This window comes from Streptomyces sp. NPDC012935, assembly GCF_042900345.1.
In the GTDB taxonomy this organism is placed as follows: Bacteria; Actinomycetota; Actinomycetes; order Streptomycetales; family Streptomycetaceae; genus Streptomyces.
Genome location: NZ_JBIBBC010000033.1, coordinates 1 through 15693 on the forward strand (window position 1 = coordinate 1; position 15693 = coordinate 15693).

Genomic DNA, 15693 nt, shown 5'->3' on the forward strand with positions numbered 1-15693 from the left:
CTGCGGCAAACGCCGTTCCCGCAGAATGTCACATGTCGGCAACACGCTGTAGCGGTAAGTCGACAAAAAACGGGGGAGTTGGCCCCGTAAACAGGGGGTGTGAGGGGTTTTCGCGCAGCCCGGGCCGCGAATCGAGTCAACCCGTTCCGGTTAGGGATCGATTCTGTTTGCGGATCTCAGCCGCGCGAAGCTCCGGGCCAGCAAACGCGAGACGTGCATCTGGGAGACGCCGATCTGTTCGGCGATCTGCGCCTGGGTGAGCTCCTCGACGAAACGCAGGTGGATGATCCTCCGCTCCCGCTCGTCCAGCTCGGCGATCAGGGGTGCCAACGAGTGGAAGTCCTCGACGAGTTCCAGCGAGGGATCCTCCTCGCCGAGGAGGTCCGCGAGGACCGACTCGCCGCTCTCCGCGTCACCGGAGACGGCCGCGTCGAGGGAGGCGGACTGGTAGCAGTTGGAGGCCTTGCGGGCCTCGATCACCTCTTCCTCGGAGAGGGACATCAGCTCCGAGAGTTCGCGGGTGGTCGGCATCCGGCCCAGCCGGGAACTGAGTTCCTCGGTCGCCTTCGCCAACTCCGCGCGCGCCTCCTGCAACCGGCGCGGCACATGGACCGCCCAGCTGGTGTCACGGAAGAACCGCTTGATCTCGCCCACGATGTACGGAACGGCGAACGTCGTGAACTCGACCTCCCGGGAGACCTCGAAGCGGTCGATGGCCTTGATCAGCCCGATGGTCCCGACCTGGACCACGTCCTCCAACGAGTCTCCCCGCGCACGGAACCGCGAAGCCGCGTACCGCACGAGCGAGAGGTTCATCTCGATCAGCGTGTTACGTACGTACTGGTATTCGTGCGTGCCCTCTTCCAGCATGACCAGTCGGTCGAAGAACTGACGCGACAACTCCCGTGCGTCCCGAGGGCTCACCCTCGTCGGATCCTCGATCAGCGGCAGCGCCGCCCCCTGTGCCGTGGCCGTCTCCTGTGCCGTGGCCGTTGCCTGCGCCACCGTCACGGCTGCCATGCTGTCCTCCCGATCGCCGGAACCTGTTGTCGTCTCCCCGCATGCCCGAGATCGCGCGTCTCACTCCTCTTCTGTCGTGGGGATCGCGGCACGAAGGTGCGTTCTGGCGTGAAGTCGCCCCTGAGAAGGGGCGATCCGGCCATCTCGTCCGGGATGTGCCGAATCGGCGTCGGCACTCCCGCACCCGCGGGCGTAGGCAGGCGTAGGTATCGGACGGCCCTTCTACGTCCGCTCGTTTGCGTGAGGAGTTGCGGGGCATGCGGTTTTTCGTGCTTCGGACCAGAGGCGCCACGGTGCGACAGCTGTGACCGCTCCAGGGCCTTCGTGCCCTTTGCACCGTTTCCCACAGAGATTCCCTGAGAACGTCGTTCGGGAGCTGTTCCTCATGCTGGTTGAAACGTCCGCACACGGTTCCGACATCTCTGCCCGTCCCCGCGTGTCCGGCGGACGCGTCCACAACGACGCCCCCGACACCGCGGCCGACTTCACCCGGCTGGCCGCTCTGCCCGAAGGGCCCGAGCGCGACGCCGTACGCGACGAACTCGCCCGGGCGTGGCTGCCGATGGCCCACCGCATAGCCGGCCGCTTCCGCAACCGCGGTGAGTCGCTGGAGGATCTGCGCCAGGTCGCGGCCCTCGGGCTGGTGAAGGCGATAGACCGGTTCGAGCCGGGACGAGGAGCCTTCGAGAGCTACGCGGTGCCCACCATCACGGGCGAGATCAAGCGGCACTTCCGCGACCGGATGTGGGCCCTCAGGGTTCCCCGTCGCGTCCAGGAGCTGCGCAACAAGGTACGGATCGCGCGCCGCGACCTCGTCACGACCTCGGGCGGCTCCACCCCCTCGGTCGCCGAGATCGCGGCCCATGCGGGGCTGACCGAGGAGGAGGTCAACGCGGGGCTGGAGGCGCTGGACAGCTTCAGCACCCTGTCCCTCGATGCCGAGATGTCCTCCAGCGACGACGGCTTCAGCCTCGCCGACACGATCGGCGGCAATGAGGAGGCGTACGACGTCGTCATCGACCGGGAGGCGGCGAAGGAGGGGCTGCGGCGGCTGCCCGAGCGCGAACGCGCCATCTTGTACATGCGCTTCTTCGAGGACATGACGCAGAGCCGTATCGCCGAGCAGCTGGGGATCTCCCAGATGCATGTCTCGCGCCTCATCAGCCGGTGCTGCGCACAGGTGCGGGAAGAGGCGCTCGACCGCGGGAACCGGCCGTAACGCTACGCCGCCACGACCGCACGACCGCCACGACCGCCACGACCGGACAGCGCGTGCGTGCGCGGGTGCGACGCACGGTCTGCCCCGGCTCCGACGGCCTTCCGTCGTCCCTTGCTTTTCCTACAGGCCCGACCGCCCTGCCCGGCGGCGGGCACCACGATCACTTCGTCCAGGAGCGGATACCCATGCTGATGCCCCATCCGGCGATGCTGCGCAGACTCGTCGAGGAGTACGAGGCGCTGTCGGCCCACGACAGCGATCTCGAGGCCGACACCGGTCGGCGTGACCTGCGCGTGCAGGACCTGGCCTACACGCTGTGCGTGTCGACCGGTACCCGAGAGGTGGGACAGGCCCTGGAGGCGGCCCGCCGTATGCTCGCCACCGCGCACGACCCCGTCGCGGTGCAGGTGGAGCGACGCGTGATCACGACGGGCCTGGACAAGCCTTCGGCGGCGCAGGGGCCGGCGGTGGTCGGCTGAGATGCCCCAGTGGGACACGGTCCGGAGCAGCAAAGGAGAGGGAAGCGATGTGAGCACCGACAGAGTCTGGTCGTACCGTCCCGGGAGCGGTCACCAGGAGGGACGGACGCTCACGGGGTTCAAGGTCGCGGCGGCCGACGGTGTCGTCGGCCATGTGGACCGCCAGGCCGACGACACTCCCCTGCGCCACCTGATCGTCGACACGGGCGTATGGGTCTTCGGCAGGAGTCTGCTGATCCCCGCGGGGATGGTCACCGGCATCGACATGGCGGCCCGGCTGGTCACCGTGGGATGCACCCGTGAGGAGGCCAAGGCAGCTCCCCGTTTCAAGACGGACCGCGAGACGCTCGATCCCGAGTACCTGTCCGCCGTCGGTGCGTACTACGCCACTTTGCCCCATGATTCGGACGAGTCCGGGTAGCAGAGCGACAAGAACACGGGACAAGAACACGGTCGGACGACGAGGAGCGGAGACTACGACGTGCGAGGAATGGTGAAGTGACGGGAGCCGCAGTCTTCTTGGTGCGCGCCTGCGATGCTCAGGGAGTGACGAGCATTCCGCGGGCAGCGCACGAGCAGCCGTGAAGCCGATGGAACGCCGTCCGGCCGGGGACGTCGGGACCGCGCCTGCCAGGCCGGTCCCGATCACCAGCGCGGCGGCGGCGCGGAGCTATGTGCGGTCGGTCGTGGCGGAGGGATGGCGCGCACCGTCCGACCCGGCGGGTGAGCGTGCCGTCACCGATCTCCTGCTGGTGGTCTCGGAACTGGTCACCAACGCGATCCGGCACGGCGGCGGCCTCGCGGGGTTCGAGGTCGCCCTGCTGCCCGATGCCGTGAGCCTGAGCGTGCACGACTACAGCGACGCCGTGCCCTCGGCGGCCTACGGGCCCGGCACGCTGCCGCTCGTGCACGCGGGCAGCGGATACGGGTGGCCGCTGATCATCCGCCTGACCCGCGAGATCCGCATCGAGCGCCGCCGGGAGGGCGGCAAGACAGTCAGCGTGCTGGTGCCCCTGACGTGAGGGGCTGAGGTGAGAGTCCGCCCGCCGAGGCGGGCGCCTCACCAGGGCAGGAACGCATGCACGTCCTTGCCGTCGTCCCGCACCACCACGCTCACCTGGTCGCACAGCGTGTGGATCAGGTACCAGCCGATGCCGCCGCCGGTGCCGTTGCCGGGGTGGAACGGACGCGGCTCCGGTGGCGTGGTGCTCGTGTCGCTGAACGTCACATGCACACCGTCGAACGTCCTGCGCATCATCAGCCGCAGCGGCCCCGGTGCGTACTGGATCGCATTGGCCGCCAGCTCGCTGACGACGAGCAGGATGTCGTCCCGGTACTCGGGCGTCGTCGGCGGGGCCGACCGCGCTAGCGTGGTCAGGAACTGCTCCGCGCTGAGGCGGGCTTTAGTCACATCACCAAATCCCCCGTCAAACCTTGCCTCCCAGTCCTTGATCTCTTCGGACGACGGTTTCTTCCCGCCTCCGCGCGATTCGGTCGCCATCACACCTTCTTCGGCCCGCTGTCGTCGGCCGCGTGACTTTGCCGTGCAGCTTTCTCACCGCTGCTGGTTCCCAGGCTGAGCGCGGCTACGCGTACGGAACGGTAGGAGCCGAGGGGACATCGCGGAAGAGGGAGGCCACAGGGCCTGCTGCGCCGGCTCGGAATGCCGCCCGTCCCGACTTGATAGGCAAGCGGCGACTTGCCTATGCTGAGGGTGTGGCCGACGACCTCTTCAAAGCCTTGGCCGATCCCACCCGCCGCACGATTCTCGACGAGCTCACGGAGAAGTCCGGGCAGACACTGTTCGAGATCTGCGGGCGGCTGAGCATGAAGCATCAGCTCGGCATCTCGCGTCAGGGGGTCTCCCAGCACCTGGCGGTGCTGGAGGCCGCCGGACTCGTCGAGACCAGGCGGGAGGGCCGCTACAAGTTCCACGACCTGAACACGGCCCCGCTGCGGCAGATCACCGAGCGATGGCTCGTGCCCGACCCATCCGGACCCGAGGAGAACACCCCATGAAGATCCACCTGACCAGCGTCTTCGTCGACGACCAGGCCAAGGCCGAGCACTTCTACACCGAGATCCTCGGCTTCGTGAAGAAGCACGACGTCCCGGTGGGCGAGAAGGACCGCTGGCTGACCGTCGTCTCCCCCGACGAGCCCGGCGGCACCGAACTCCTGCTGGAGCCCGCCGGCCATCCGGCCGTGAAGACCTACCGCGACAGCCTCGTCCAGGACGGCATCCCCCTCGCCCAGTTCGTCGTCGACGACGTCCGGGCGGAGTACGACCGCCTGAGCAAGCTCGGCGTCCGCTTCACCCAGGAGCCCCTGGACATGGGCCCCGTCACCACCGCGGTCCTCGACGACACCTGCGGCAACCTGATCCAGATCGCCACGGAGCCGCAGTAGGCGGACGACCGCGCAGGGCATCGACCGACGCCGGAGGGTTGACCTCCGCCAGCCGACCCGCGCGGCAATCGTTCGCGCGCACACCAGCGACTCTGTGTGCGTCGTGTCCACCTCCAGGTCATGGCTGACCCCTTCGTGAACCACGTCCGCCTGCAGCGCGGCCATCCCCTGGACCCGGTCTCCGCGTGCGACCTCACGGCCCGCGGCGACGGCGCTGTCCCACCTGACACCGACCCACAGCACCGACAGGCCGCCCAGCGCCTTCCGCCACCGCTGCTGGGACCCCGCCCCGCCGAGGAAGACGTCGTCGACGAGGACCCTGGCACCCGCGCGTGCCAACGCGGCGACCCCCTCGTTCCAGGCCTCGTCCAACGCCCTGAAGTCCGCGCCGACGCTCACCCCGCCGTCCGGCGCGAACGTGATCCCCTCGCCCGCCCCCGGCATCTTCGCGGGCGGGGCGTCGACGAACGAGTCGACCCCGAACGCCAGCCACGGATCGGGCAGTACGGCCTGCAGACACCGTACGATCCCCGACTTCCCCGAGCTGGAACGGCCGTTCAGCACGATCACCTGAGTAGTCACCGCGCCACACCAGGGTGCCTCCCACCCTGCCTCCATGGAGTTTCCCGTTGCCCGCCCCCGGCGAAGAACTCCGCGAGCGGCAGAATCGCCGCGCCGACCGTGACCGCGTCCGGGCCGAGGCCTCCGAGGTCGATGGAGACCCGCTCGGCCGGATGGCGCAGGGCGTAGGCGGTGGCGTAGCGGCGCACGGCGGGCAGGATGCGGGGGCCGAGCTGGAGTGCCGCCCAGCCGCCGATGAGGATGCGTTCGGGCTGGAAGAGGTTGATCAGGTCGGACAGGCCGGCGCCCAGGTACTCGGCGGCCTCGTCGAGGAGGGCGAGGGCGGCCGGGTCGGCGCCGGTGCCGTCGGCGGGGTGCGCCGCGGCCAGCATCGCCGTCAGTGCGGTCTCCTCGTCGGTGCCCTGCGGCGGGTGGCCTCCCTCCTCGCGCCAGCGGTCGAGGAGCGCCTCCGCGCCCACGTAGGCGTCCAGACAGCCCAGGGCCCCGCAACGGCAGCGGCGCCCCCTGACCCGTACGGTCAGATGCCCCCACTCGACGGACCGGCCCTGCTCCACCTCCTGCGTGACGAGGCAGGCGCCGACGCCGGAGCCGAACAGGACGACCACCGCGTTGCGGGCGCCGCGGCCGGCACCGAACCACATCTCGGCGTGGCCGAGGGTCCGGGCACCGTTGTCGATGAAGTACGGGACGCGGGCGGGAAGTTCGCACGTGGAGCGGAGCAGGGATTCGAGCGGTACGGCGTCCCAGCCGATCGTCTGGCCGTGGACCACGGCGCCCTGGTCAGGGGTGCGGGCCACGATGCCGGGGACGCCGATGCCCACGCCCAGGAGCTGTTCGGGGGCGATGTCCGTCCCGGCGAGGACCTCGGTGATGCCGTCGCGGATGTGGCCGACGATGACCTCGACGTCGTAGCCCTGGCGCTCCAGCGGCCGTTCGGTGCGGGCGAGTTCGGTGAGGGTGAGGTCGAAGAGCTCGACGCGTACGCGGGTCTCGCCGACGTCGACACCGATCATGTGGCCGCCGGCCGGGGCGACGCGCAGCAGGGTGCGGGGGCGGCCGCCGTCGGACTCGACGGTTCCGGCCTCCTCGACGAGGCCGTCGGCGACGAGTTCCGCGACCACGTTGCTGATGGAACCGCCACTCAGACCGGTGGCCGGGGCCAGTTCGAAGCGGCTCAACGGCCCGTCGAAATACAACCGTTGCAGTACGACGGCGCGATTGCCCCGTCGCAGGTCACGCACTGTCCTGCCGTTCCGCCCTGCCATGTGGGTCCCTTCCGACGCCGCCCGAACAGCAACATACCGCCGCGCAGTCTCTTGACGCGCCCTTCCTTCGGGTCTTAAATCACGCTCTAAATTAACCCATGAGCGGCGTTCGGGAAGTGAACGCTCGCGTTGGGTATCCCTCCGGAAAGGGACCCCTGAGCCATGCGCAGAATCCGAGCCGCGGCCGTCGGTGCCGTCACCGTTTCCCTGCTGACCGCCGTGACCGCCTGCGGTGGCGGCTCGTCGACGGGCGGCGGGTCCAACGACTCACCGAAGACGCTCACCTACTGGGCCTCCAACCAGGGCGCCAGCATCGAGGTCGACAAGAAGGTCCTCCAGCCCGAGCTCGACAAGTTCGAGAAGCAGACCGGGATCGAGGTGAAGCTGGAGGTCATCCCCTGGTCGGACCTGCTGAACCGGATCCTCACCGCCACCACCTCCGGCCAGGGCCCCGACGTCCTCAACATCGGCAACACCTGGAGCGCCTCCCTGCAGGCCACCGGCGCACTGCTGCCCTGGGACGAGAAGAACTTCACCGCGATCGGCGGCAGGGACCGCTTCGTCGACTCCGCGCTCGGCTCGACCGGCGCGCAGGGCCAGGACCCGGCCGCCGTACCGCTGTACTCGATGGCGTACGCGCTCTACTACAACAAGAAGCTGTTCGCCGACGCGGGCATAGCCAAGCCGCCGGCCACCTGGGACGACCTCGTCGCCGCGGGCAAGAAGCTGTCGGGGGACGGCAAGTGGGGCCTGGGCGCCGAGGGTTCGAACCCGTCCGAGAACATCCACCACGTCTTCGTCTTCGCCAAGCAGCACGGTGCCGACTTCTTCACCGCCGACGGCAAGCCCGACTTCGCCAATGACGGCGCGGTCGACGCGGTCAAGCAGTACGTCGACCTCATGGCCAAGGACAAGGTCATCGCGCCGGGCAACGCCGAGTACGCCCAGAACCAGTCGGTCAGCGACTTCGCCAAGGGCAAGACCGCGATGCTGCTGTGGCAGAACGCGTCCGCGAACCTCGAATCCCAGGGCATGAGCGCGGAGGACTACGGGGTGGCCCCCGTTCCGGTGCAGTCCGGCGCTCCCGGGACCGACAAGCAGGTCAACTCCATCGTGGCCGGCATCAACCTCGCCGTGTTCAAGAACACCGACAACGTCGACGGCGCCAAGAAGTTCGTGAAGTTCATGACCAGCGACGAGGAACAGAAGGTCCTGAACACCGCGTTCAGCTCGATCCCGCCGGTCAAGGGCGCCCAGGCGGACGCCTCCTTCAACGCAGGGGCCAACGCCGTCCTGAAGGACACCCTCGCCCAGAGCGCCGCGGCGATGCCGCAGGTGGCCGACGAGTCCCAGTTCGAGACAGCCGTCGGTACGGCCGTGAAGGACCTGTTCGCCGACGCGGCCGCCGGGCGTCCGGTCACCACCGACTCGGTGAAGGCGGCGCTCGAGAAGGCCCAGCAGCAGATGCCGACGAAGTGAGCACGATGACGACCGCTGCTCCCGCAGAGGCGGCCCCGCACAAGAACTCGTCCGGGCCGGCGGAGCAAACGCCCCGCTTCCGCCGCCCCGGGCGGATCCGCCGTATCGCACTGCCGTATCTGCTGCTTCTGCCGGCCCTGATCCTCGAACTCCTGGTCCACCTGGTGCCGATGGTGATCGGCATCGTGATGAGCTTCAAGGAGCTCACGCAGTTCTACATCCGCGACTGGGGCGCCGCGCCGTGGACGGGATTGTCCAACTACGCGGTGTCGGTGGACTTCGACGCCCCCGTGGGCGAGGCGCTGCTGCACTCGTTCTTCGTCACCGTCGCCTTCACCCTGCTGTCGGTGGGCCTGTGCTGGCTGATCGGTACGGCGGCGGCGGTCTACATGCAGGACACCTTCCGCGGCCGGGGTCTGCTGCGCGCCCTGTTCCTGGTGCCGTACGCGCTGCCCGTGTACGCGGCGGTCATCACCTGGGTGTTCATGTTCCAGCACGACAACGGGCTGGTGAACCACGTCCTGCACGACCAACTGGGCCTCACCGACAAGCCGTCCTTCTGGCTCATCGGCGACAACAGCTTCGTCGCGCTGCTCGTGGTGTCGGTGTGGAAGGGCTGGCCGTTCGCCTTCCTCATCGTCATGGCCGGTCTGCAGAACATCCCGAAGGAGCAGTACGAGGCCGCAGCCCTCGACGGGGCCGGCATGTGGCAGCAGATCCGCAGGATCACCCTGCCCTCGCTGCGTCCGGTCAACCAGGTCCTGGTGCTCGTGCTGTTCCTGTGGACGTTCAACGATTTCAACACGCCGTTCGTCCTGTTCGGCAGGACCGCTCCGCAGGCCGCGGACCTCATCTCGGTCCACATCTACCAGGCGTCGTTCGTCACCTGGAACTTCGGCACCGGTTCCGCCATGTCCGTCCTGCTGCTGCTGTTCCTGCTCGTGGTGACGGGCGTCTACCTCCTGCTGACCTCCCGAGGAAGGAAGACGGCCGATGTCTAGCACGTCCCGGGCGCCCCGCTCGCCGATGGCTCCGCCGCGGTCCTACTACTGGTCCCGGCGGGTCTTCCTCACCCTGCTCGCCGGTTTCGTCCTGGTGCCGGTCTACGTCATGGTCTCCAGCTCGCTGAAGCCACTCGCCGACGTCTCCGGGGAGTTCCGCTGGCTGCCGAGCGAGCTGACGATCCGGCCGTACATCGACATCTGGTCGACCATCCCGCTGGCCCGGTACTTCGTGAACTCGCTGATCGTGGCGGGCGCGGCGACCGTCTGCTCGGTGGTGATCGCGGTGTTCGCGGCCTACGCCGTCAGCCGCCACAACTTCCGGGGCAAGCGCGTCTTCACGGTCACCGTACTGTCCACGCAGATGTTCCCCGGCATCCTCTTCCTGCTGCCGCTGTTCCTGATCTACGTCAACATCGGCAACGCCACCGGCATCGCGCTGTTCGGCTCGCGCGGCGGTCTGATCCTGACGTATCTGACCTTCTCGCTGCCGTTCTCGATCTGGATGCTGATCGGGTACCTCGACTCGGTGCCGCGCGACCTGGACGAGGCGGCGATGGTCGACGGCTGCGGGCCGCTCGGGGCGCTGTTCCGGGTCGTCGTGCCGGCGGCGATCCCGGGCATCGTCGCGGTCGCCGTCTACGCCTTCATGACCGCCTGGGGCGAAGTGCTGTTCGCCTCGGTGATGACCAACGACACCACCCGCACCCTCGCCGTCGGCCTCCAGGGCTACTCCACGCTCAACAACGTGTACTGGAACCAGATCATGGCCGCCTCGCTGGTCGTCAGCGTGCCCGTGGTCGCCGGGTTCCTGCTTCTGCAGCGCTATCTCGTCACCGGGCTGACGGCGGGAGCCGTCAAGTGACCGACGCTGCTGTCTCCGACTCCCCTGCCTCCGGCTCCGCTGCCTCCGGCTCCGCTGTCTTTGAAGGGAACTCCGTGACCATCGACCTTGCCGCACTCCCCGAGGACTTCCTGTGGGGCACGGCCACGTCGGCCTACCAGATCGAGGGTGCCGTCGCCGAGGACGGCCGCTCACCCTCGATCTGGGACACGTTCTCGCACACTCCCGGCAAGATCGACAACGACGACCACGGCGACATCGCCTGCGACCACTACCACCGCTGGCGCGAGGACATCGCGCTGATGCGCCAACTCGGCACCAACGCCTACCGGTTGTCGATCGCCTGGCCGCGTGTCATGCCTGGCGGCGACGGACCGGTCAACGCCAAGGGCCTCGACTTCTACGACGCGTTGATCGACGGCCTGCTGGAGGCGGGCATCACTCCGTCCGTCACCCTCTACCACTGGGACCTGCCGCAGGCCCTCCAGGACCGGGGTGGCTGGCCGCTCCGCGACACCGCCCGGCACTTCGGCTCGTACGCGGCGGTCGTCGCCGAGCGACTCGGCGACCGTGTCCAGCACTGGACCACGCTCAACGAGCCCCTGTGCTCCGCCTGGATCGGGCACCTGGAAGGCAAGATGGCGCCGGGCCTGACCGACCTCACGGCGGCCGTCCACGCCTCCTACCACCTCCTCCTCGGCCACGGCCTGGCAGCGCAGGCGATCCGGGCGGCGGCACCGGGCGCGCAGGTCGGCATCGTCAACAACCTGTCCGCCGTCGAGGCCGCCACCGAGCGCCCCGAGGACGTCGCGGCGGCCCGGCGCCAGGACGGGCACACCAACCGCTGGTGGCTGGACCCGGTCCACGGCCGCGGCTTCCCCAAGGACATGCGCGAGGTCTACGCCGCCGCAGCCGGCGTCGAACTCCCGGAACAGCCGGGCGACTTGGAGACCATCGCGCAGCCTCTGGACTGGCTGGGCCTCAACTACTACTTCTCCTCCACCGTCGCCGACGACCCCACCGGACCGGCCCCGCACGTCCGCACGATCCGCCGCCCCGGCGTACCGCGCACGGGCATGGACTGGGAGATCGACGCGTCCGGCATCGAACGGCTCCTGCTCCGGCTGGCGCAGGACTACGGCGCCCGCAAGCTGTACGTCACGGAGAACGGCTCCGCCTACCCCGACGTCGTACGCCCCGACGGGACGGTGAACGACCCGGAGCGCCAGGAGTACCTGACCGGCCACCTCGCCGCGTGCGCGTCCGCCGCCCGCAAGGGCGCCCCGCTGGCCGGCTACTTCGCCTGGTCCCTGCTGGACAACTTCGAGTGGGCGTACGGCTACGACAAGCGCTTCGGTCTGGTCCATGTCGACTACCGCACCCAGGCCCGCACCATCAAGGGCAGCGGCCACCGGTACGCGGACATCATCCGGGCACATGCGGAGAGGGGACGCAACGCCGCCTAGCACGGCGAATCCGCTCCGGAGGGGTGCATCAGAAAGGCGGACCTGCCGGGACGGACCGTCCTGTGGCGGGCGGTGCGAGAACGGCGCCGCGATGTCGTCGTCGGTGGGCTTGCTGGGCATGGGCCATCAGACGGGCGAGGCCCTCGTGCCGGTGCTCATCGGTGTGGCCATCGACCCCGGGGGTGGCGGACGGGGACGTCGCCGGTCTGCCGCTGTGGCTCGGCGTCCCGGCCGTCGTCCGGGGCGCCGAGCATCTCTCCGGGGCGCCGAGCATCTCTCCGGGGCGCCGAGCATCTCTCCGGCGGACAGCTCCGGCCTCCCCGGAAGCTGCCGCACCTCGCGCCGCCCTCATGATCTCCGCCACGATCTGCGCCTTGAGATCCGAGTACGCCAGCAGAGTCGGCGCCCGGCGAGCGGCCTCCCGCTTCGCGGCTGCATATCGGGACATCACGTCCGGATGAGTGATCAGATAGTCCCGGAAGAGGAGGTTGTCGACCCACAATCGCCCCTTCCGCTCGACCACATGGGCATTGGCCGGCAACCCCGAACGCCGGCGCAGATACTGCCGACCGGGGACGCCGGCCTCCCCCAGGCACTCAAAGCCCAGCCGCTCGATACGGGCGACAGCGACCTCGATTTCGCCGGCCGGGCAACCGATCTGAACGTCGATGACGGGCTTGGCCTCAAGGCCTGGAACGGCAGTGGAACCGATGTGCGCCACATCCACGGACAGTCCCCGCAGAGCTGCCGAGATGTCCTGGACCAGCATCCGGCCCTGGTCTCCCCAGGCCGGATCAGGAGCGACGACGTGTATCGGTTCGTCGAGGTCAGCCACACCACCACGCTATCGGCGCCGGTGTCACCCCTGCCCGACCACCACACCGAAACAGTTGAGACGATACGCATCGTCTTGCTACAGTGGACGCATGCGCTTCTTCTTCTTTCTCTGAGTCCGGGCACGGCCGATGCCGCCGTTTCTGCTGCCCGTAGACACTTCGCATTCCCAGGGAAAGTCACATGCGCGAACGCGCCCACACCGCTGCCTCCACTGCCGTGGCACAGCTGTCCGTCAAGGACATCACCAAGTCCTACGGCACCCGCACCGTCCTCGACCAGGTCTCCTTCACCGTCCGTCCCGGCGAGAAGACCGCCGTCATCGGCGAGAACGGCTCCGGCAAGTCCACCCTGCTGCGGCTGCTGGCCGAAGCCGAGGTGCCGGACGCCGGGGAGATCACCGTCAGTTTCCCCGGTGGCATCGGCCACCTCACCCAGACCCTCGAACTGGACCCGGACTGCACTGTGCAGGACGCCGTCGACCTCGCCCTGACCGACCTGCGTGACATGGAGCGCCGGCTGCGCGAGGCGGAGGAGAGCCTCGGCGAGGCGTCGCCGGACGAACTCGCCGCGTACGGCGAGCTGCTGATCGCGTACGAGGAACGCGGCGGATACGAGGCGGACGCCCGCGTCGACGCCGCCGTGCACGGCCTCGGGATCGCCGCGATCACCCGCGACCGCGTGCTCGGCTCGCTCTCCGGCGGCGAGCAGTCACGGCTCGCACTCGCCTGCGTACTGGCCGCCGCGCCCGAGTTGCTGCTCCTGGACGAGCCGACGAACCACCTGGACGCGACGGCCGTGCGCTGGCTCGAGGAGCACCTGCGCGCCCACCGGGGCACCGTCGTCGCGGTCACCCACGACCGCGGCTTCCTCGAACGCATCGCCACCACGATCCTCGAGGTCGACCGGGATGCGCACACCGTGCGCCGGTACGGCGACGGCTGGACCGGTTACCGCACCGCGAAGGCCGCCGCCCGCCGTCGCGCGGAACAGGAGTACGCGGGCTGGGTGGAGGAAGTGGCCCGTACCGAGGAGCTGGTCGAGGCCGCCGGCCAGCGGCTGGCCGGCACCGGCAAGGATCCCCGCCAGGGCTTCGGCAAGCACCGCCGCTCGCACGAGGCGAAACTCGGCGGGCGGGTCCGTGCGGCCCGGGAGCGGCTGGAGCACCTGCGGCGCAACCCGGTCGCGGTGCCCCCGGAACCGCTGCGGTTCACGGCAGCGCTGTCGGCGGCAGGCGGCGAGCATCCTGTCGGGCACCCCCTCGCCGAACTCGACGACGTGGTGGTCGGCGAGCGGCTGAGCCTGGACGGGACCCTGGCGATCGCGCCCGGGCAGCGACTGCTCGTCACCGGCGAGAACGGAGCGGGCAAGACGACACTGCTGCGCCTCCTGGCGGGCGACTTGGAGCCGGACGCCGGCGCGGTACGCCGCCCGACACGGATCGGGTACCTCGCGCAGGAGCTGCCCCCGCGCTCGACACGGCTCCCGCTGCTCGCCGCCTTCGCGGCCGGACGGCCCGGGCCGCCGGAGGAGTACGCCGAACAGCTCCTGGCGCTCGGCCTGTTCCGTGAGGACGACCTGCACGTCCCGGTGGCCGCGCTGTCGGCGGGACAGCAACGGCGACTCCAGATCGCGACCCTGGTGACCCGGCCCGCGGACCTGCTCGTACTCGACGAGCCGACGAACCACATCGCGCTCGACCTGATCGAGGACCTGGAGGCGGCGCTGGCGGCGTACCCGGGAGCGGTGGTCGCCGTCTCGCACGACCGCGGCTTCCGCGAGCGGTTCACTGCGCCCGGTTCCGGGGAGCAGTTGGCGCTGCGCGCCGGCCGCAGGTACTGAACCCGACCCCGCGGGCTTTGTCATGTGCGTATCTAGACCTCCTGGGTTCGACGGTTCACGGTGGTCCCTCCGATCCGCACTATCCGCCCATCGGCTTGGAGGGACACCGCGGTGAGACGAAGGCGATTTGTGGCAGGGGCGATCGGCACGCTCTCGGGGATCGCGCTCGGCCCCGGCCAGGCCCTGGCCGACGGGCCGGCGCGCCGCTCGCAGGGCTGGCAGGCCGTGCCGGCGCCCGGCAGCGCTCCGGCCGCGCAGCTGCGGCGTGTCGCCGCGGTCGGACCTCAACTGGCCTGGGCCGTGGGCGAGGAGGGCCGCGGCGGGCCGCCGCAGGGGCGAGCGCTGGCCATGCTGTGGAACGGCAGCGCGTGGACGAAGACCGATCTGTCGCACCTGAGCCACACGCGCCTGAGTGATGTCGCCGGTGTCTGCGCGACCGCGGCCTGGAGTGTCGGCCTGCCCGTCGGCACCGGCAGCGCGCTGCTGCGCTGGGACGGCACCACCTGGCGCGAGGCCACGTTCCCGGGCCAGGGAGAGGCGGACGTCCGGTTGAACGCGGTGGCGGTCGGACCGGACCGGCAGGTGTGGATCTGCGGCAGCCGGGGCGGCGCCGCCGGTCTGCTGCACCGGGACGGGCAACGCTGGCGATGGCTGGACCCGCTGCCCGTGGCGAGTGTGAATCTGTACCGGGTGGTCCTGCACTCGTCCGGCGAGGTCTGGGTGAGCGGCGACCAGTCGAACGGCGGCGGATGGTCCGGGCTCGTGGCCCGCTGGGACGGGAGGTGGACGGTACTGCCGCCGGTCCCGGGCCTGCGCCTGAGCATCGCCGATCTTCATCCGGCCGGTCCGGACGACGTCTGGGCGGTGGGCACCGAGTTCGGCGTCGGCGGCCCGCCCGGCCGGCCGGGCAACCCGTCCCTGAGCCACTGGGACGGCACCGCCTGGACGCGGGTGGAGGCGGGCTTCGTAGCCGGCTCGTTGACCGGAATCGCGGGTGATGCGCAGGGCCGCGCCGCGTGGATCTCGGGCTGGAACTTCCAGGACCAGAGCCGCAGTACGTACCTACGCCGGGACGGAGGCACCTGGACCCTCGTCCGGGGCCCGGCCGGCGCGGCGCCGGCGCCGTATCTCAATGCCGTGACGTCCATCCCCGGCACCACCGGATTCTGGTCGGTGGGCATGACGAGTCCGACCCCGTTTCCACCGACCGAGGTGTACACGGAACGCCTCGAAGCCTGAGGCGGATCGGGGGCA

At 69.7% G+C, this 15693-nt stretch carries 16 protein-coding genes and 1 pseudogene; 12 read left to right on the forward strand and 5 right to left on the reverse strand.

From position 1 onward, the window contains the following. Positions 1 to 150: 150 nt before the first annotated feature. Entirely contained in the window at positions 151 to 1020 is an 870-nt protein-coding gene (locus ACFY5C_RS40190; protein WP_389454944.1) for an RNA polymerase sigma factor SigF, read from the reverse strand. Positions 1021 to 1405: 385 nt separating this feature from the next. Here ACFY5C_RS40190 and ACFY5C_RS40195 point away from each other — a divergent pair, with 385 nt between their 5' ends. The 4 genes from ACFY5C_RS40195 to ACFY5C_RS40210 all read left to right on the forward strand — a co-directional run bounded on the left by ACFY5C_RS40195 (position 1406) and on the right by ACFY5C_RS40210 (position 3740). Further along, entirely contained in the window at positions 1406 to 2239 is an 834-nt protein-coding gene (locus ACFY5C_RS40195; protein WP_389454946.1) for a SigB/SigF/SigG family RNA polymerase sigma factor, read from the forward strand. A 185-nt stretch (positions 2240 to 2424) separates the two neighbouring features. Further along, entirely contained in the window at positions 2425 to 2718 is a 294-nt protein-coding gene (locus tag ACFY5C_RS40200) for a DUF5133 domain-containing protein (protein WP_389454948.1), read from the forward strand. A 49-nt stretch (positions 2719 to 2767) separates the two neighbouring features. Next, a complete protein-coding gene (locus ACFY5C_RS40205; RefSeq protein ID WP_389454950.1) occupies positions 2768 to 3139 on the forward strand; it encodes a PRC-barrel domain containing protein in 372 nt (123 codons plus the stop codon). A gap of 169 nt (positions 3140 to 3308) precedes the next feature. After that, on the forward strand, positions 3309 to 3740 hold the full coding sequence (locus ACFY5C_RS40210; protein ID WP_389454952.1) for an ATP-binding protein: 432 nt from the start codon (positions 3309 to 3311) through the stop codon (positions 3738 to 3740). Positions 3741 to 3778: 38 nt separating this feature from the next. Here the strand turns inward: ACFY5C_RS40210 and ACFY5C_RS40215 are convergent, their stop codons facing one another. Beyond that, a complete protein-coding gene (locus ACFY5C_RS40215; protein ID WP_389454954.1) occupies positions 3779 to 4219 on the reverse strand; it encodes an ATP-binding protein in 441 nt (146 codons plus the stop codon). Positions 4220 to 4434: 215 nt separating this feature from the next. On the opposite strand from ACFY5C_RS40215, the gene ACFY5C_RS40220 reads away from it, so the two are divergent. Together ACFY5C_RS40220 and ACFY5C_RS40225 are read left to right on the forward strand one after the other, a co-directional pair. Then, positions 4435 to 4737, forward strand: a complete 303-nt coding sequence (locus ACFY5C_RS40220) for an ArsR/SmtB family transcription factor (protein WP_389454956.1) — start codon at positions 4435 to 4437, stop codon at positions 4735 to 4737. Continuing rightward, the gene (locus tag ACFY5C_RS40225) at positions 4734 to 5126 is read left to right on the forward strand and encodes a VOC family protein (RefSeq protein ID WP_389454958.1); all 393 of its coding nucleotides are present in this window, start codon (positions 4734 to 4736) and stop codon (positions 5124 to 5126) included. Before ACFY5C_RS40220 ends, ACFY5C_RS40225 begins: the two co-directional genes overlap by 4 nt. 51 nt (positions 5127 to 5177) lie before the next feature. On the opposite strand, the pseudogene cpt reads toward ACFY5C_RS40225, so the two are convergent. Both cpt and ACFY5C_RS40235 read right to left on the reverse strand, forming a co-directional pair. Beyond that, positions 5178 to 5744, reverse strand: a pseudogene (gene cpt, locus ACFY5C_RS40230) (chloramphenicol phosphotransferase CPT); the annotation flags it as partial. Then, a complete protein-coding gene (locus ACFY5C_RS40235) occupies positions 5705 to 6973 on the reverse strand; it encodes an ROK family protein (protein WP_389454960.1) in 1269 nt (422 codons plus the stop codon). The gene ACFY5C_RS40235 and the pseudogene cpt, both read right to left, overlap by 40 nt. Before the next feature lie 162 nt (positions 6974 to 7135). On the opposite strand from ACFY5C_RS40235, the gene ACFY5C_RS40240 reads away from it, so the two are divergent. The 4 genes from ACFY5C_RS40240 to ACFY5C_RS40255 all read left to right on the forward strand — a co-directional run bounded on the left by ACFY5C_RS40240 (position 7136) and on the right by ACFY5C_RS40255 (position 11763). Further along, on the forward strand, positions 7136 to 8452 hold the full coding sequence (locus tag ACFY5C_RS40240) for an ABC transporter substrate-binding protein (protein ID WP_389454962.1): 1317 nt from the start codon (positions 7136 to 7138) through the stop codon (positions 8450 to 8452). Between the two features lie 5 nt (positions 8453 to 8457). Then, a complete protein-coding gene (locus tag ACFY5C_RS40245) occupies positions 8458 to 9453 on the forward strand; it encodes a carbohydrate ABC transporter permease (protein WP_389454964.1) in 996 nt (331 codons plus the stop codon). A 25-nt stretch (positions 9454 to 9478) separates the two neighbouring features. Then, complete coding sequence (locus tag ACFY5C_RS40250) at positions 9479 to 10318, forward strand: carbohydrate ABC transporter permease (protein ID WP_389455008.1); 840 nt, start codon at positions 9479 to 9481, stop codon at positions 10316 to 10318. Positions 10319 to 10392: 74 nt separating this feature from the next. After that, positions 10393 to 11763 (forward strand): GH1 family beta-glucosidase, encoded by a 1371-nt coding sequence (locus ACFY5C_RS40255; protein ID WP_389454966.1) that lies wholly within the window; start codon positions 10393 to 10395, stop codon positions 11761 to 11763. A 28-nt stretch (positions 11764 to 11791) separates the two neighbouring features. Here the strand turns inward: ACFY5C_RS40255 and ACFY5C_RS40260 are convergent, their stop codons facing one another. After that, on the reverse strand, positions 11792 to 12598 hold the full coding sequence (locus ACFY5C_RS40260) for a GrpB family protein (protein WP_389454968.1): 807 nt from the start codon (positions 12596 to 12598) through the stop codon (positions 11792 to 11794). A gap of 182 nt (positions 12599 to 12780) precedes the next feature. Between ACFY5C_RS40260 and abc-f the strand changes: the two genes are divergently transcribed. After that, positions 12781 to 14439, forward strand: coding sequence for a ribosomal protection-like ABC-F family protein (abc-f, locus tag ACFY5C_RS40265; RefSeq protein ID WP_389454970.1), 1659 nt, complete (start codon positions 12781 to 12783; stop codon positions 14437 to 14439). A 129-nt stretch (positions 14440 to 14568) separates the two neighbouring features. Further along, positions 14569 to 15678: a hypothetical protein gene (locus ACFY5C_RS40270; protein WP_389454972.1), complete on the forward strand. Its 1110-nt coding sequence runs from the start codon at positions 14569 to 14571 to the stop codon at positions 15676 to 15678. The last annotated feature ends 15 nt before the right edge of the window (positions 15679 to 15693 follow it).

Excerpts from the sequence above, each read along its gene's own strand:
- ACFY5C_RS40245 (WP_389454964.1), top strand. The coding sequence starts at position 8,458 with ATGACGACCGCTGCTCCCGCAGAGGCGGCCCCGCACAAGAACTCGTCC.
- abc-f (WP_389454970.1), top strand. The coding sequence starts at position 12,781 with ATGCGCGAACGCGCCCACACCGCTGCCTCCACTGCCGTGGCACAGCTG.
- ACFY5C_RS40200 (WP_389454948.1), top strand. The coding sequence starts at position 2,425 with ATGCTGATGCCCCATCCGGCGATGCTGCGCAGACTCGTCGAGGAGTAC.
- ACFY5C_RS40225 (WP_389454958.1), top strand. The coding sequence starts at position 4,734 with ATGAAGATCCACCTGACCAGCGTCTTCGTCGACGACCAGGCCAAGGCC.
- ACFY5C_RS40210 (WP_389454952.1), top strand. The coding sequence starts at position 3,309 with ATGGAACGCCGTCCGGCCGGGGACGTCGGGACCGCGCCTGCCAGGCCG.
- ACFY5C_RS40250 (WP_389455008.1), top strand. The coding sequence starts at position 9,479 with ATGGCTCCGCCGCGGTCCTACTACTGGTCCCGGCGGGTCTTCCTCACC.
- ACFY5C_RS40215 (WP_389454954.1), bottom strand. The coding sequence starts at position 4,219 with ATGGCGACCGAATCGCGCGGAGGCGGGAAGAAACCGTCGTCCGAAGAG.
- ACFY5C_RS40235 (WP_389454960.1), bottom strand. The coding sequence starts at position 6,973 with ATGGCAGGGCGGAACGGCAGGACAGTGCGTGACCTGCGACGGGGCAAT.
- ACFY5C_RS40190 (WP_389454944.1), bottom strand. The coding sequence starts at position 1,020 with ATGGCAGCCGTGACGGTGGCGCAGGCAACGGCCACGGCACAGGAGACG.
- ACFY5C_RS40195 (WP_389454946.1), top strand. The coding sequence starts at position 1,406 with ATGCTGGTTGAAACGTCCGCACACGGTTCCGACATCTCTGCCCGTCCC.
- ACFY5C_RS40240 (WP_389454962.1), top strand. The coding sequence starts at position 7,136 with ATGCGCAGAATCCGAGCCGCGGCCGTCGGTGCCGTCACCGTTTCCCTG.